Raw genomic sequence first — 14844 nt, 5'->3', positions numbered from 1 at the left:
TCCCCTCAAGCGTTCGCTTTGCCGGCTTGCCGGACGGTATCCTCAGCCGCGTTCGTCGCGGCCTTTGCAGCAGCCCCAGTGCCGAGCGCGGCGGCAATGAGGGCGGTTTGTTCAGCCAGGTGGCGCTTGGCAAGGCCGGTCGCCGGCGAGGCCGAAGCAGCGCGCCCGGCGTACACCGGACGGAAGCTCTTGCCCGCGGCCCGAAGCGCGTCCTCGATGAAGCTTTCGACGAAGAACCAGCTGCCGTTGTTACGCGGCTCTTCCTGGCACCAGACCACTTCCTGGAGGTTCGGCATCGCGGCCAGGCGTTTCACCAGCGGCTCCGATGGGAACGGGTACAACTGCTCGATGCGCAGAACCTCGACATCCTCGAGCCCGGCCTCGTCACGCGCTTCCATCAGTTCATAGGCAACCTTGCCCGAACAGAGAACGAGGCGGCGCGTGCGGCCCTCGGCCGGTGCCTTCAGGTCCGACAGGATGCGCTTGAAGTGGCTCTCACCCGAGAAATCGGCGATCTGCGACACCGCCTGTTTGTGCCGGAGCAGCGATTTCGGCGTCATGATCACCAACGGCTTGCGGAAGTCGCGGAGCAGCTGGCGGCGCAGCAGGTGGAAGTAATTCGCCGGCGTGGTGACGTTGGCGACCTGCATATTGTCTTCAGCGCAAAGCTGGAGATAGCGCTCGAGGCGTGCCGACGAATGCTCCGGCCCCTGCCCTTCGAACCCGTGCGGCAGCAGCAGGACGAGGCCGCTCGCGCGCAGCCACTTGGCTTCGCCGCTGGCGATGAACTGGTCCATGATGACCTGCGCGCCATTGGCGAAGTCGCCGAATTGCGCTTCCCACAGCACCAACGTGCGCGGGTCGGCGAGGCTGTAGCCATATTCGAAGCCGAGCACGCCGAATTCGCTCAAGGGGCTGTCGCGCACTTCGAAGCGGCCGCCTTCGATGGTGGTCAGCGGAACGAACTTGTGGCCGTCCTTCTGGTCGGTCCACACCGCGTGACGCTGGCTGAAGGTGCCGCGGCCGCTGTCCTGGCCAGACAGGCGGACATTGTGGCCCTCCGCAATCAAGGTGCCGAAAGCGAGTGCTTCGGCGGTGGCCCAGTCGAACCCGGCGCCGCTGGCGAACATCGCCTTCTTGGCGTCGATGATGCGGCCAAGCGTCTTGTGGATGGTAAGGTCGCCCGGAACACGGGTCAGCACCTCGCCGACGCGGCGCACCTCGTCCTCGGGAACCGCGGTGCCGGTGTTGCGGCGGCCTTCGACGCCTTCGGCCGGCCGCTTCAACCCTGCCCAGCGGCCCTCGAACCAGTCGGCCTTGTTGGGCAGGTAGCTGGCACCCGCTTCGAACTCGGCCTCGAGATGCGCGACGAAGGCGTTGGTCTTGCCGTCGATCCACGCCTGATCGACCACGCCCTCGGCGATCAGCCGCTCGCCATATTGCTTGCTGACCGGCGGATGCTTCCGGATCGCGTCATACATCAGCGGCTGGGTGAAGCTCGGCTCGTCGCCCTCGTTGTGACCGAAGCGGCGGTAGCACCACATGTCGATCACGATGTCGCGGTTGAACTCCTGCCGGAATTCGGTCGCGAGCTTGCAGGCGAAGGTCACGGCTTCGGGATCGTCGCCGTTGACGTGCAGGATCGGCGCCTGAATGCCCTTGGCGACGTCGCTCGGGTAGGGCGAGCTTCGCGCGAACTGCGGCGAAGTGGTGAACCCAACCTGGTTATTGATCACGAAATGAATGCAGCCGCCGATGCCGTAACCGGGCAGGCCAGAGAAGCTCAAGCACTCCCACACGATGCCTTGCCCCGCGAACGCCGCGTCGCCGTGAAGCAGGACGGGGAGCACCTTGTCGCCTTCGTCGTCGCCCTTGATTACCTGCACCGCGCGGGCCTTGCCCAGCACGACCGGGTTGACCGCCTCGAGGTGCGAGGGATTGGCCTGCAGCGAGAGGTGGACCTTGGTGCCGTCGAACTCGCGGTCCGACGAGGTGCCGAGGTGATATTTGACATCGCCCGACCCGCCGACGTCCTCGGGGTTGGCGCTGCCACCCGCGAACTCGCTGAAGATCGCGCGGTAGGGCTTACCCATGACGTTGACGAGGACATTGAGGCGACCGCGGTGGGCCATGCCGACGACGATCTCTTCGACGCCCGCCTGCCCGCCATATTTGATCACGGCTTCCAGCGCCGGGATCATGCTTTCGCCGCCGTCGAGGCCGAAGCGCTTGGTCCCGACATATTTGCGAGCGAGGAACTTCTCCCACTGCTCGCCGTGGATCACCTTTTCGAGGATCGCCTGCTTGCCCTCGGCGGTGAAGCTGGCGCCCTTGTCACGGCCTTCGATCCGATCCTGGAGGAAGCGGCGCTCCCCCAGATCGTTGATGTGCATATATTCGAGACCGACCTTGCCGCAGTAGTTGGCACGCAGGATCGCCACGATCTCGCGCACGGTTGCGGTCTCAAGTCCGAGATTGCCGCCGATGAAGATCGGGCGGTCGAGATCGGCGCCGGTAAAGCCGTGATATTCGGGCGTCAGGTCAGCGGGCAGGTCACGCTTGGCCAGGCCAAGCGGATCGAGGTCGGCGGCAAGGTGCCCGCGCACCCGGTAGGTGCGGATGAGCATCATCGCGCGGATAGAGTCCTCGGCGGCGCGGCGGACCTCTGCTTCCGAGGCGCCGGATGCAGCGGCCTTGTCCTTGGCCTTGGCCGCGACCTGCTCCAGCGTCGCCTCGGTCGGATCAAGACCGAGATTGACGGCGTCCAGCGCCGCCACCGGCCAATTCGGCCGCTGCCAGCTTGGTCCTTGCTCGGTCTCGTACAGGTCGGTCATTCCATCCTCGTTGCCCCGCTCAAACGGCGGGGCTTCAGGCCATCAGTGCCGCGCCCTTGCCGGGGCGGGTCAGCCGTTCAGCAATTCCTTGAGCGTGCGGCCGAGCTCAGATGGGCTCGGCGACACGCGGATTCCAGCGGCCTCCATCGCGGCGATCTTGGATTCCGCATCGCCCTTGCCGCCCGACACGATCGCGCCGGCATGGCCCATGCGGCGGCCCGGAGGGGCGGTACGGCCGGCGATGAAGCCAACAGTCGGCTTGCTGCGGCCGCGCTTGGCCTCGTCGGCGAGGAACTGCGCGGCCTCTTCTTCCGCGCTGCCGCCGATCTCGCCGATCATGATGATCGACTTGGTCTCGTCGTCCGCCAAGAACATCTCCAGCATGTCGATGAACTCGGTGCCCTTGACCGGATCGCCGCCGATGCCGACCGCGGTGGTCTGGCCGAGGCCCTCGTTCGAGGTCTGGAACACCGCTTCATAGGTCAGCGTGCCCGAGCGCGAGACCACGCCGACGCTGCCCTTCTTGAAGATGTTGCCCGGCATGATGCCGATCTTGCACTCTTCCGGGGTCAGGACGCCGGGGCAGTTCGGCCCGATCAGGCGCGAGGAGGAGCCGTCGAGCGCGCGCTTCACCTTGACCATGTCGAGCACCGGAATACCTTCGGTGATGCAGACGATCAGCGGGACCTTGGCGTCGATCGCCTCAAGGATCGAATCGGCCGCGAAGGGCGGCGGAACGTAGATCACGGAGGCGTCGGCGCCGGTCTTGGCGACGGCTTCCTCGACCGTGTCGAACACCGGCAGGCCGATGTGGGTGGAACCGCCCTTGCCCGGGGTCACGCCACCGACCATCTGCGTGCCGTAGGCCAGCGCTTGTTCGGTATGGAAGGTGCCGGTCTCCCCGGTCATGCCCTGCGTGATGACCTTGGTGTTCCGATTGACGAGAATGCTCATTTTTTCTCCGAAGCGGACATGCCGACGACGAACCGCGCCGCCGGTTCTGTTTCAGTACCTGTGGGTTCGATCAGGGCGATCTTGCCGCCGCCGACGAAGGCAGCGCCCTTGGTGCCCCCGCGGCCGGTCTTAAGGGCGGGCTCGAGCCCTTTGAGGCGGGTCTGAAGCCCATCCATCAGCGGCTTGTAATCGGCGACGCTGCCAACGCGGCTGGTCACGCTGCAGGCCGGCTTGTCGCCGCTCGGCAGCACCATCACCATGACGCTGCTATCGGCCTTGCCGAAGAAGCGGAGCGGGGTCGGAAGAGCCTTGCCGTCCTTGTCCTTGAACTCCGCCGGCTTCCACCCTTTGGCTGCCAGCTTCGCAAGGTCGACCGAGGTCGCGCCCGTCGCTTCCCAGCAGTCTGCCGCCGCCTCGACGATTGCTGCGGGCGGGTTGGGCGTCTGCGCGCCGGCCACCGCCGGCAAGCTCAGCAGCATGAGGGCAAGAAGGGCGCCTTTAACCAAGGCTGGGCTCGATCTGCTTGCAGGCTTCGAGCAGGCCCTTCACTTCGCCGACGCTGACCGCGAGGTTCTGCTTCTGCTCGTCGTCGAGTTCGATCTCGATCACTTCCTCGGCACCGCCGGCACCGATCACCACCGGAACGCCGACATACAGGCCGTCGAGGCCGTACTTGCCGTTCACTTCGACCGCGCACGGCAGGATCCGCTTCTGGTCGCCGAGATAAGCCTCGGCCATGGCGATCGCGCTGGTGGCGGGCGCGTAATAGGCCGAACCGGTCTTCAGCAGCGCGACGATCTCGCCGCCGCCGCCGCGGGTGCGCTTGACAATGGCGTCGATGGCTTCCTTGGACGAACGGCCCATCTTGACGAGGTCGTCGACCGGAATGCCGCTGACCGTGGTGTAGCTGGTCACCGGGACCATGGTGTCGCCGTGGCCGCCGAGCACGAAGGCGTTGACGTCACGCACGCTGACCTTGAACTCGTCGGCCAGGAAGGTGGCAAAGCGGGCCGAGTCCAGCACGCCGGCCATGCCGACGACCTTGTTCGCGGGCAGGCCCGAGAACTCGCGCAGCGCCCAGACCATCGCATCGAGCGGGTTGGTGATGCAGATGACGAACGCGTCGGGAGCATGGTTCTTGATGCCCTCGCCGACCGCCTTCATGACCTTGAGGTTGATGCCGAGCAGGTCGTCGCGGCTCATGCCGGGTTTGCGCGGCACGCCGGCGGTGACGATGATCACGTCGGCGCCAGCGATGTCTGCATAATCATTGGTGCCGGTGATCCGAGCGTCGAACCCCTCGACCGGTCCGCACTGGCTGATGTCCAGCGCCTTGCCCTGCGGCATGCCTTCCGCGATGTCGAACAGGACGATGTCGCCCAATTCCTTCTTGGCAGCGAGGTGGGCAAGGGTGCCGCCGATCATGCCGGCGCCGATAAGGGCAATCTTCTTGCGGGACGTCGTGGCAGACAAAGGGGGGTCTCCGTCGGGTAATTGGGCGATGAAAGGCCGCCGCCGGGACGGACAGCCGGAACGGTCTGGGCCTCTAGCCCCTGCGCCCCGCTGGGGCAACCGCGGGAGGCGCCATTGTTGTGGGCCGGGGCCTGAACGATACCGTCAGAGCCGGTTCATGGCCGCCCGGCTAGAGGCAGAGGCATGAAACAGGCACTCATTCTCACGGGCGCAGCGCTCGCCCTCGCCGCGGCCCCGGCGGCCGCCAAGCCCGGTCACGGTGGCGGGCACCACGGCAAGCACGGTGGCTATGCGCAAAGCTATGGCTGCCCTCCGGGGCTTGCCAAGAAGAACAACGGCTGCCTGCCGCCGGGCCAGGCGCGCAAGCTGGCGATCGGGCAGCGTTATGCGCAGAGCTACGGCTATGACCGCTATGGCTACAATCGCATTCCGTATGATGTGAGGCAGCAGTATGACCTCGATCCGTCCAACCGATATTATTATGATCAGGGCAATCTCTACGGGGTCGACCCGCAGAGCCAGATCATCGAGCAGATCATCGGCGCCATCCTGCGCTGATCGGCGCTGCAAGAGAAGAAGGGCCGTCCGGAGCGATCCGGGCGGCCCTTCTGCATGGGTCAGCTTCCGACGCGGCGCAGGAGGTCGGCGATAATCGGAACCTGGTCGTGGAAGCCTTCGACGACCACCCGCTCGTCCAAGCCGTGAGCGTTGCTGGGCTCGGTCAGATAGCCCCACAGCCCGCCCACGCCGTAGACGGGGATCCCGACCGACCGCAGATAGGCGCCATCGGTGGCGCCGGCGGATTGCACGGGAATGATGGTGGCAGCGGGAAAGCGGGTGCGGACCGCGTCGCGGTAAGCGGTGACGAGATCGTCGCGCAGCGGGCTGACATCCGTCGCCGGCGTGCTGCTTTCGGTGTCCAGCGTGACGGTGACGTCCTTGCCGGCGACCCGCTGCAGGTCTGCCTTGACCTGATCGAAGCTGACCCCGGGGAAGATCCGGCAGTTGACGTTGGCTTCGGCGCGCTGCGGCAGGGCGTTGGGCGCATGGCCGCCCGACAGCTGCGTCGCGACGCAACGCGTGCGGGTATAGCCCGGCTCGTTGGCCTCAAGGAGGTCAGCGGTCCGGCGGTCGGTCGGGTCGGCCAGCCACTTGGTGATCAGCTCGCCGAAGCCCCCTTTGTCCCCCGCCGCGATGCGCTCGAAAAAGGCGCGGGTCGCGGGATTGATCATCGGCTCGAAGCGATATTCCTCGAGGTTCTTGAGTGCGCCAGCCAGAGCGTAGATCGCATTGTCGGGTTGCGGCGCGCTGCTGTGGCCACCCTCATTCACCGCGGTCAGCTTGAAGTCCGCATAGGTCTTCTCGGCGACCTGCATGTAATAAGCGTCGATCCGGCCGTCACGGTAGAGCGCCCCGCCCCCGGCGTCGAAGTTGAGCGCATATTCGGCATCGATGAGATCGCGCCACTCGGTGGACGCGCGCTTGACGCTCTTCATGCCGGTTTCTTCGTCGCCGGTGAACAGGACGATAATGTCGCGGCCCGGTGTCCAGCCGCTGGCCTTGAGCTTCTGAAGGGCAAGCACGAGGCCGGTCAGCGCTGCCTTGTTGTCGCTCGATCCGCGCCCGAGATAGAAGCCGTCTTCCTCGCGGAACTGGAACGGCGGGTTCTTCCAGTCGGCCGCCTTGGCTTCGACTACATCCATATGGGCCATCAGCAGGATCGGCTTCTTGCCCGACGGCTTCGGAGCCTTCCACCGCGCGATCAGGGTCTGGGTATTGTCGTGATCCTTGATGATCGTCGTCAAGCCCGCCTTGCGGAATTCGGCGGTAAGAAGGGTCGTCAGCTTGCGGAACTCGGCAGGCTTGCCCGCGACCGTCTGTGCTTCGACGACCTGCTTGAACAAGGCGCGCTCAGCGGCGCGATTGGGAGAAGTCGCGGCGGCTGGCTGGGCGGCGGCAAGCAGTAGTGACGTGAGCAGCATGAGTGACCCTCCCCCGAATTGCGGAAGAGGCTAGGTCGCCGGGGGCCCGGCAGCAAGCGTCGGGAAAATCAGCCTTCGATCAGGCTTAGGATATTGCCCTCGGGATCCTTGAACCAGGCTGTCTTCATGCCCTCGGCGACTCAGATGTCGCCCTCCCGCTCGAGCCCGTCCAGATCGTAATGCTTGACGCGGACGCCCTGCCCTTGGGCTCGGGTCACGCAGCGCCGTGACCTTCGGCAAGGTAGTCGGCGCTGCGCATCTCTTCCAGGCGGCTGACCGTCCGCTGGAACTCGAACGCCCCAGTGCCTGCGGGATAAAGCCTGCCGGGCTCCGCATCGGCAGCGGCGAGAAGCTTCACCTTATGTTCGTAGAGCGCATCGATCAGCGTCACGAAGCGGGCAGCCTCGTTGCGCTTTTCAGGACCCATGACCGGGATGCCGACCAGGATCACGGTGTGGAAGCGCTGGGCGATGGCGAGATAGTCGGCGGCCCCGCGCGCTTCGCCGCACAAGCGCTTGAACGAGAAAACGGCGACGCCCTTGAGGCTCTTGGGCACATGCAAAGTGCGCCCACCGCCGACGTCCAGTTCTTCGCTGGGCACATTGGCACGATCTTCGACTGGATAGTCGGTCAGCTTGAAGAAGGCGGTCGAGAGTGCCTCGGTCGCAGCCGGCCCGTTGGGGACGTGCCAGGTCTCGACCCCGTGCAAGCGGTCGAGGCGGTAATCCGTCGGTCCGTCGAGCGGAATTACTTGCAGCCGCTTCTCGAGCAGATCGATGAAGGGCAGGAACAGCTCGCGATTGAGGCCGTCCTTATAAAGCTCGCTCGGCGCGCGGTTGGACGTCGTCACCACCGCCACGCCTTCTTCGAGCAGCGCGGTGAACAGGCGCGAGAGGATCATCGCGTCGGCGGGATTGTTCACCACCATCTCGTCGAAGCAGAGCAGCAGGCTCTCGCTTGCAATGATTTCGGCCAGCGCCGGGATCGGGTCGCCATGACCTTTGGCCCGCTCGGCACGCAGGCGTTCGTGCACTTCCAGCATGAAGGCGTGGAAGTGGACCCGGCGTTTAGGCGCCACCTCGATATGGTCGAACGCGAGGTCCATCAGCATCGACTTGCCGCGCCCTACCCCGCCCCACAGATAGATGCCGCAGATGTCGCGGCGACGGCCGAGCAAGCGCGCGAAGAAGCCGCGCCGCATCGACAGTTCTTCGCCCAACCGGTCGAGCGCGGCGGCTGCGCGCGCCTGGTCAGGATCAGCTTTCAGCTCACCTGCGGCAAGCAGGCGGTCGTAAGCGGCGGCGACGGCTCCGCTCACGTGACGTCGCGAAGCTTCTTCAGCGTGCCCGAGAAGCTGTAGCAGGCCTCGCCATCCTGCCGCACCACGCCCTGGAGGAAGGCGAGGCTGCGGGTCTGGCGGACGAGCTCGACATGGGCGTCGAGCGGCTTGCCCGCTTCTCCGCGGCCCATGAACTTGGTGGTGAGGTCGAGGGTGACGTAATGCGCGCGGCGCATCCCAGCGCAGCGGCCGCCGCCGAACAGCGCCATGTCGATAAAGCTCATCACCATGCCGCCGTGAAGCGAGCCGCCGAGGTTGAGATGGCGCTCTTCCGGGAACATCCGCACCACCGCGCGGCCGGGCCCATCGGGGCGGAAGATCATCTTGCCGGTCTGCGCGGCAAAGCTGTCGGCCGGAAGATCGATCCAGCTGTACCAGCCCGGATGATCGGGATCTTCGCGTGCGCCGGACGGGCGGTTCTTGATGTCTTCGGGTGCGTCCATGCGGCGGGGGTTAGTCAGCGATCCTGATGGGCGCAACAACCTGGCGTCGTCGCGGCGCAGGCCGGGACCTCAGCCAAGACAACGCTTCAGCCGACAAGCTCCCGGCCGTCGCCGGGACGACGAGCACTCTTACGCCGCGCGCTCGGCGATCAGCTTCTTGGTTTCGGCGATCGCCTTAGCCGGGTTCAGTCCCTTGGGGCAGACGTTGGCGCAGTTCATGATCGTGTGGCAGCGATACAGGCGGAACGGATCCTCGAGCTGATCCAGCCGCTCGCCCGTCATCTCGTCGCGGCTATCAGCCAGCCAGCGATAGGCCTGAAGCAGGATCGCCGGACCGAGGAAGCGGTCGCCGTTCCACCAATAGCTCGGGCACGAGGTCGAGCAGCAGAAGCACAGGATGCACTCGTAAAGGCCATTCAGATGCTCGCGGTCCTGCGGGCTCTGCAGCCGCTCCTTGCCGCTCGGCGCCGGGCTGGCGCTCTTCAGCCACGGCTCGATCGAGGCGTATTGGGCGTAGAGGTGCGAGAAGTCGGGAACGAGGTCCTTGATCACGTCGCAGTGCGGCAGCGGGGTGATGCGCAGATCACCCTTCACGTCCTCGATCGCGGTGGTGCAGGCCAACCCGTTGCGGCCGTCCATGTTCATCGAACAGGAGCCGCAAATGCCTTCGCGGCACGAACGACGGAAGGTCAGCGTGGGGTCGAGCTCGTTCTTGATCTTGATCAGCGCGTCGAGGACCATTGGCCCACATTCGTCGAGGTTGACCTCGTACGTGTCGTAACGCGGGTTCTCGCCCGTGTCGGGGTCGTAGCGGTAGATCTTGAAGGATTTGACCCGGTTGGCACCGGCTTCCGCCTTGTACTGGCGGCCCTTGCCCTTGATGACACTGTTGGCGGGAAGCGTGAACTCAGCCATTTCAATCCTCTAGCGTTGGGCGCGAGATAGAGACGACAGAGGGGAAAAGCCAGTCCTCCCGAAGGTCCGTATCACTTGTCGTCCCGAGGCGGTTCGGGCTCGCGGACGATGACGCTCTTCAGAGGTGAAAGTAGAGACAGCGTCACAAAGGCGAGCACGGTCAGCATCACTGCGACATCGATCGCGCCAAGACCCACCGACAAGCCGATCGCGCCAGTCACCCACAGGCTGGCGGCAGTGGCCGTGCCCTTGACGCTGTCCTTGACCTTGAGGATCGCGCCCCCGCCGATGAAGCCCATGCCGGTGATCAGCCCTTCGACCACCCGGGCCGTCGCTTCGGGGTTGTCACCGATGATCCCTTCGCTTGCCTGAAGAAAGCCGCAGGAGGCGACGGCGACCAGCGGGAAGGTGCGGATGCCGGCCGAGCGTTCTTCCTTTTCGCGGTTCCAGCCGATCGGCAGCGCCAGCACATAGGCCAGCAGCAGCGCGGCCACGTGCGGCAACAGATTGAAGTTATCGGTGCCGAACACTTCTGTCATGGAGCCGTAACAATCGGCCCTCCGCTTAGCTCCCCTGCGCGGCCTTCAGCACTTCGCCTGCGTGATTTGGCACCTTCACCTTGCGCCAAGCACGGAGAACCGTGCCATCGGCGCCGATCAGATAGGTAGCGCGCTCCATGCCCATATACTTGCGGCCGTACATGCTCTTCTCGACCCACGTTCCGAAGGCCTCGCTGAGCGAACCCTCATCGACGGCAAGCGGCACCTTGAGGTCGTATTTGGCGATGAACTTGTCGTGGCTCTTGGCACTGTCGCGCGAGACACCAACGACCCGCGCGCCGGCGGCGGCGAATTCATCGGCGAGCGCGGTAAAATCCTGCGCCTCGCGGGTGCAGCCCGACGTGTCGTCCTTGGGGTAGAAGTAAAGCACCAGCTTCCCGCCGGGACTGGCGAGGTCGATCGTCTGGCCGTCGGTCGTCGCAATCGTGAGTGAAGGTGCCTTGTCGCCCTGCTCGATCATGTCTTGCTTTCCTTTACCTGCTCCCAGCGCGCCCCGATCCGGGCGCGCGCTTCATCGAGCGCTGCCATCAGCGCATTCCAATCCGCCTGTCCACACAGGCTTGCGACGAGGCTGCGGCTGGCGTCCGGCACGTCGGCGGCCTTGCCGGGGACCACCAGGCGCAGGACCACGAGAAAGCGGCTGAGGAGGCGCAGGTCGGGGTCGGCCTTGGCATCCAGCAGTCCGGCGGCGGTGAGCTCGGCGATGGCCTGTTCGAGCCGCGGATCAAGCCCGACGCCGGTGGTCAGCTGAAGCACGTGCACGGTGAACTCGAGATCGACGAGGCCGCCCGGACCGAGCTTGACGTCGAACGGTCCCGAGGGCGGCTTGTGGCGCGCCATGTCGTCACGCATCGCGGCAGCATCCCGGCGGACCTTTTCGTGGTCCCGCGGCTCGGCAAGAATGGTTCGGATGAGGTCGGCGACCTTGTCCTGGAACACGGCGTCACCGGCGAGCGGCCGGGCCCGGCAGAGTGCGAGATGCTCCCACGTCCACGCTTCGGTCCGCTGATAGGCGGCGAAGGCCTCGAGGCTCACCGCCAGCATGCCTTGCTCCCCCTGCGGGCGGAGGCGAGTGTCGACATCGTACAGCGGGCCAGCTGAAGTCTGGACCGAGAGCCCGGCCACGATCCGGCTCGCCAGGCGGTTGTAGTAATCGGTGGCGCCAAGCGGGCGCGGGCCATCGGAGCGGGCACCCTCAGGCGCATCGAACAGGAAGATGAGGTCGAGGTCGCTGGCATGGGTCAGCGCCCTGCCCCCGAACCGCCCGAGCGCGACCACCGCAAGATGCCCACCCTCGATCCGCCCATGCGTTTCGGCGAAGCTTTCCTCGACCTTGGCGGCGATCACCCGAACCGTCGCCTCGGCAAGGGCGCTATAGCCCTCCGCGAGCGCGATCGGATCGCGGGTGGCGGTGATCAGCTGAACGCCGAGTGCGAAGCGCCGCTCGCCTACCAGGCGGCGGATGCGATCCAGCGCGGCGTCGAGTGGATCGTTGGCGACTGCTGCTGTGCCCCGCGCCGTAAGCGTCTCGACATCGGGAATCTCGACCAGGCTGCTTTCGTCGATGAGGCCATCCAGCAACGTAGGGCGCTGGGCCAGCTGGTCGGCGAGCGCCGGGGCCTGGGCGAGGATCAGCGCGAGCAGGTCGGCGAGCTGTGGCCGCGCTTCCAGCAGACGGAAAAAGTTGAGGCCGCTCGACAAGCGGTCGATGACATCGCTCAGCCGGTTCAGCGCACGCAGAGGGTCCGACGCGGCGGCAATGCGCGGCAACAGGGTCGGAAGCATCGCCTCGAAAGCGGTCCGGGCCGCAGGCGAGCGCAGCGACCGCGATTTGCCGGTTCGCCATTCGGCAATCCGCCGTGCCGCTTCGGCCGGCTCGGGCCAGCCCATTTCTGCAAGCTCGCTCCGAAGGAGATCGGGATCGTTCGACAGGCGTCGGTCACGGCTCGTCACCAGGCTGTCGAACGATCGGCCGACCGCCTCGACATGGGGGCAGAGCTCGGCCAGCAAGGCCGCGGCGTCTTCATGCGCGCCGAGCCTCGCCACCGCCTCCAGCGCCTCGCCCGAGGGAAGCCGGTGCTCCTGCCGGTCGTCGATCATCTGCACCCGGTGCTCGGCAGTACGCAGCGCGCGGTAGGCACCGGCGATGGCAGCGGCTTCGGCGGCATCGAGCCGGCCGGCGGCAGAGAGGACGGCAAGCGCATCGAGCGTAGCGGGAGCGCGCAGCACCGGCTCACGGCCACCGTGGACCAGCTGCTGGACCTGGGTGAAGAATTCCGCCTCACGAATCCCGCCGCGCCCACGTTTCAGGTCGTAGCCGGGACCGAATTGCTGCCCCTGCGCATAATGGTCGCGGATGCGGAGCGAGATGTCGCGAATGTCGTCGATGGCGCCGAAATCCAGCGCCCGGCGCCACACGAAAGGGCGGATCTCGTCGAGGAACCGCTCGCCAAGGGCACGATCTCCGGCAGCGGCGCGGGCACGGATGAATGCGGCGCGCTCCCACGGCAGGGCAGAGCTTTCGTAATAGGAGATGGCGGCACCCACCGGCAGCACGATTGGCGTGACTTCAGGCGAGGGGCGGAGGCGAAGGTCGACGCGGGCGACATAGCCGTCGGCGGTCCGCTCCTGCAGCAGCTCGACCAGCCGACGTCCGAGGCGCGTTGCAGCGGCGCCAGGCTCGTCACGCGCGCGGCGCGGCAGGGTCTCGGGATCGAACAACAGGATCAGGTCGACGTCCGAACTATAGTTGAGCTCGCGACTGCCGAGCTTGCCGAGTGCGAGCACGGTGAGGCCAACGACCGGCTCTTCGGGCGTGCGCTCGGAGATGGCTTGTGCGAGCGCTGCATGGATTGCGCCGTCCGCGAAGTTCGAAAGCGCGGCGGTGACAGCTTCAAGCGAGAGTTCGCCTGAAAGATCGCCTAGGGCTGTCGCTAGGGCCAGCCGCTGCCGAGCAAGCCGCAAACGGGACCCAACAATCAGGTCCGTGTCATCGCACAAAGCGGCAGATGCCAGGGCCGCTTCGCTGCCACGCACCTCGAATGTATCGGCCAGGCCGGCATGCCGCTCGATCAGCCCGCGCAAGAACGGCGACCACCGCTTTGCCCGCTCGATGGCGTCCCGCCGCCCCGATGCAGAAAGGTCACTTACCATTCGGACCGTTCTGCAGCCGACTTAGTGAGAAACGAAAGTGGCTTAGCTGCGTTGAACGACCAAATGAATTCCGCACCTAACTTGAAGGCGGCGGCGATAGAATCGAAGGCCCAGATGGATCGACGTGTCATTAGGGTCGAGCTACCGCCTGCTCATGCCGGTGTCACCGCTGCCCTGCGGCGTGCCTTTGCGGCCGTCCCCGCAGGTGGTGAAGACCGCCAGTTCGACGAACTGCTGGCGCGTCTCGGGTGATGCCCTGACCGGCGAAGGCCGGTGAGAGAAGATCAGTTTAAAAAAGAACGCCGCCCCAGTCTTTGCCGGGGCGGCGTTTCTTTGTTCAGCCGCGCGGACCGGCGAGTTCGTCGACTTCGCCCATGATCTGCGACAGGGCGCTGTGGTTGGGATCGGTCTTGTGCTGCCGCCGGCTGGGAAGCTTGCCGCCTGACAGCAGCTGCTCCAGCGCGACCCGGCCTCGCGCGACGCGGCTCTTGATGGTGCCGACGGCGCAGCCGCAGATTTCGGCCGCTTCTTCGTAAGCAAACCCACCTGCTCCAACCAGGATCAGCGCTTCACGCTGCGGCTGCGGCAAGTGCATCAAGGCACGCTGCATGTCACCAAGCTCGACATGGCGATCCTGGCTGGCCGGTGCGGCAAGGAGCTTGGAGGCGGTGATCTCGTCCCACTCGCCCTTGAAGCGCGCGCGGCGCATCTGGCTGAGGAACAGATTGCGCAGGATGATGAAGGTCCATGCGCGCATGTTGGTGCCGGCCTGGAAGCGCTTTCGCGCAGCCCACGCCTTGAGCAGCGTTTCCTGCACTAGGTCGTCGGCAAGATCGCGGCTGCCCGACAAGGAGCGGCCGAAGGCGCGAAGGTGCGGAATGACCTGCGCCAGCTGGGTCTTGAATTCCGGATCGGACAGCGGAACGGGCTCGGCCCGTGCCGCCTCGGCCGGTTGACTGTCCAGATCGTCGCTCACGTATCCCCGCCCATTGTCACTAGTGCTGCTTGCGCTGTCCGCGCTTGGAACCACGGCGCAGTCCACTCAGGCCGCAACGAAATAGATGATTGCGAATGCCAGAATGACAAGGGCAAGCCCGCCGAACAAGGCTACGCGTGCAACGCCCGGAGTCGTACCCGCGCGCGCTTCGGTTCCGGTCAGGTGTTCCGGGTGATTTTGATCCATGAGGTGTC

At 65.8% G+C, this 14844-nt stretch carries 15 protein-coding genes; 2 read left to right on the top strand and 13 right to left on the bottom strand.

Annotated elements, in window-relative coordinates; genetic code table 11:
* Positions 1-5 precede the first annotated feature (5 nt).
* The 4 genes from ACP69Z_RS06190 to mdh all read right to left on the bottom strand — a co-directional run bounded on the left by ACP69Z_RS06190 (position 6) and on the right by mdh (position 5261).
* Positions 6-2834 carry a 2-oxoglutarate dehydrogenase E1 component gene (locus ACP69Z_RS06190; protein WP_426266650.1) on the bottom strand — a complete coding sequence of 943 codons (2829 nt, stop codon included), beginning with the start codon at positions 2832-2834 and terminating at the stop codon, positions 6-8.
* A gap of 69 nt (positions 2835-2903) precedes the next feature.
* Positions 2904-3788, bottom strand: coding sequence for a succinate--CoA ligase subunit alpha (gene sucD, locus ACP69Z_RS06185; protein WP_426266649.1), 885 nt, complete (start codon positions 3786-3788; stop codon positions 2904-2906).
* Positions 3785-4267: a hypothetical protein gene (locus tag ACP69Z_RS06180; RefSeq protein WP_426266648.1), complete on the bottom strand. Its 483-nt coding sequence runs from the start codon at positions 4265-4267 to the stop codon at positions 3785-3787. Before ACP69Z_RS06180 ends, sucD begins: the two co-directional genes overlap by 4 nt.
* Positions 4268-4286: 19 nt before the next feature.
* Entirely contained in the window at positions 4287-5261 is a 975-nt protein-coding gene (gene mdh, locus ACP69Z_RS06175) for a malate dehydrogenase (RefSeq protein ID WP_426266647.1), read from the bottom strand.
* A 183-nt stretch (positions 5262-5444) separates the two neighbouring features.
* On the opposite strand from mdh, the gene ACP69Z_RS06170 reads away from it, so the two are divergent.
* The gene (locus ACP69Z_RS06170; protein WP_426266646.1) at positions 5445-5819 is read left to right on the top strand and encodes a hypothetical protein; all 375 of its coding nucleotides are present in this window, start codon (positions 5445-5447) and stop codon (positions 5817-5819) included.
* A 59-nt stretch (positions 5820-5878) separates the two neighbouring features.
* Here the strand turns inward: ACP69Z_RS06170 and ACP69Z_RS06165 are convergent, their stop codons facing one another.
* The 7 genes from ACP69Z_RS06165 to ACP69Z_RS06135 all read right to left on the bottom strand — a co-directional run bounded on the left by ACP69Z_RS06165 (position 5879) and on the right by ACP69Z_RS06135 (position 13653).
* Positions 5879-7243 (bottom strand): M20/M25/M40 family metallo-hydrolase, encoded by a 1365-nt coding sequence (locus ACP69Z_RS06165; protein ID WP_426266645.1) that lies wholly within the window; start codon positions 7241-7243, stop codon positions 5879-5881.
* 214 nt (positions 7244-7457) lie between these two features.
* Positions 7458-8561, bottom strand: a complete 1104-nt coding sequence (gene zapE, locus ACP69Z_RS06160; RefSeq protein WP_426266644.1) for a cell division protein ZapE — start codon at positions 8559-8561, stop codon at positions 7458-7460.
* Positions 8558-9025 (bottom strand): PaaI family thioesterase, encoded by a 468-nt coding sequence (locus ACP69Z_RS06155; protein WP_426266643.1) that lies wholly within the window; start codon positions 9023-9025, stop codon positions 8558-8560. Before ACP69Z_RS06155 ends, zapE begins: the two co-directional genes overlap by 4 nt.
* A 129-nt stretch (positions 9026-9154) precedes the next feature.
* On the bottom strand, positions 9155-9940 hold the full coding sequence (locus tag ACP69Z_RS06150) for a succinate dehydrogenase iron-sulfur subunit (protein WP_426266642.1): 786 nt from the start codon (positions 9938-9940) through the stop codon (positions 9155-9157).
* 71 nt (positions 9941-10011) lie between these two features.
* Positions 10012-10479 carry an MgtC/SapB family protein gene (locus tag ACP69Z_RS06145; protein ID WP_426266641.1) on the bottom strand — a complete coding sequence of 156 codons (468 nt, stop codon included), beginning with the start codon at positions 10477-10479 and terminating at the stop codon, positions 10012-10014.
* 25 nt (positions 10480-10504) lie between these two features.
* Complete coding sequence (locus ACP69Z_RS06140; protein ID WP_426266640.1) at positions 10505-10960, bottom strand: peroxiredoxin; 456 nt, start codon at positions 10958-10960, stop codon at positions 10505-10507.
* Positions 10957-13653: a bifunctional [glutamine synthetase] adenylyltransferase/[glutamine synthetase]-adenylyl-L-tyrosine phosphorylase gene (locus tag ACP69Z_RS06135; RefSeq protein WP_426266639.1), complete on the bottom strand. Its 2697-nt coding sequence runs from the start codon at positions 13651-13653 to the stop codon at positions 10957-10959. The genes ACP69Z_RS06140 and ACP69Z_RS06135 overlap by 4 nt, the downstream gene beginning before the upstream one ends.
* 114 nt (positions 13654-13767) lie before the next feature.
* Between ACP69Z_RS06135 and ACP69Z_RS06130 the strand changes: the two genes are divergently transcribed.
* A complete protein-coding gene (locus ACP69Z_RS06130) occupies positions 13768-13905 on the top strand; it encodes a hypothetical protein (protein WP_426266638.1) in 138 nt (45 codons plus the stop codon).
* Between the two features lie 85 nt (positions 13906-13990).
* On the opposite strand, the gene ACP69Z_RS06125 is transcribed toward ACP69Z_RS06130, so the two are convergent.
* Together ACP69Z_RS06125 and ACP69Z_RS06120 are read right to left on the bottom strand one after the other, a co-directional pair.
* Positions 13991-14629, bottom strand: a complete 639-nt coding sequence (locus ACP69Z_RS06125; protein WP_426266637.1) for a sigma-70 family RNA polymerase sigma factor — start codon at positions 14627-14629, stop codon at positions 13991-13993.
* 66 nt (positions 14630-14695) lie between these two features.
* Entirely contained in the window at positions 14696-14836 is a 141-nt protein-coding gene (locus ACP69Z_RS06120; RefSeq protein WP_426266636.1) for a hypothetical protein, read from the bottom strand.
* Positions 14837-14844 lie beyond the last annotated feature (8 nt).

Source organism: Sphingomonas sp. LHG3443-2, from assembly GCF_049896405.1.
Taxonomy (GTDB): Bacteria; Pseudomonadota; Alphaproteobacteria; order Sphingomonadales; family Sphingomonadaceae; genus Sphingomicrobium.
Note: the sequence above shows the minus strand (reverse complement) of the source record. Positions and strands in the feature narration are given on the sequence as shown.

What these genes read in the sequence shown, in the direction of transcription:
- ACP69Z_RS06190 (WP_426266650.1), bottom strand. Translation starts at nt 2,834, where the DNA reads ATGACCGACCTGTACGAGACCGAGCAAGGACCAAGCTGGCAGCGGCCG.
- sucD (WP_426266649.1), bottom strand. Translation starts at nt 3,788, where the DNA reads ATGAGCATTCTCGTCAATCGGAACACCAAGGTCATCACGCAGGGCATG.
- ACP69Z_RS06180 (WP_426266648.1), bottom strand. Translation starts at nt 4,267, where the DNA reads ATGCTGCTGAGCTTGCCGGCGGTGGCCGGCGCGCAGACGCCCAACCCG.
- ACP69Z_RS06170 (WP_426266646.1), top strand. Translation starts at nt 5,445, where the DNA reads ATGAAACAGGCACTCATTCTCACGGGCGCAGCGCTCGCCCTCGCCGCG.
- ACP69Z_RS06165 (WP_426266645.1), bottom strand. Translation starts at nt 7,243, where the DNA reads ATGCTGCTCACGTCACTACTGCTTGCCGCCGCCCAGCCAGCCGCCGCG.
- ACP69Z_RS06155 (WP_426266643.1), bottom strand. Translation starts at nt 9,025, where the DNA reads ATGGACGCACCCGAAGACATCAAGAACCGCCCGTCCGGCGCACGCGAA.
- ACP69Z_RS06150 (WP_426266642.1), bottom strand. Translation starts at nt 9,940, where the DNA reads ATGGCTGAGTTCACGCTTCCCGCCAACAGTGTCATCAAGGGCAAGGGC.
- ACP69Z_RS06145 (WP_426266641.1), bottom strand. Translation starts at nt 10,479, where the DNA reads ATGACAGAAGTGTTCGGCACCGATAACTTCAATCTGTTGCCGCACGTG.
- ACP69Z_RS06140 (WP_426266640.1), bottom strand. Translation starts at nt 10,960, where the DNA reads ATGATCGAGCAGGGCGACAAGGCACCTTCACTCACGATTGCGACGACC.
- ACP69Z_RS06135 (WP_426266639.1), bottom strand. Translation starts at nt 13,653, where the DNA reads ATGGTAAGTGACCTTTCTGCATCGGGGCGGCGGGACGCCATCGAGCGG.
- ACP69Z_RS06130 (WP_426266638.1), top strand. Translation starts at nt 13,768, where the DNA reads ATGGATCGACGTGTCATTAGGGTCGAGCTACCGCCTGCTCATGCCGGT.
- ACP69Z_RS06120 (WP_426266636.1), bottom strand. Translation starts at nt 14,836, where the DNA reads ATGGATCAAAATCACCCGGAACACCTGACCGGAACCGAAGCGCGCGCG.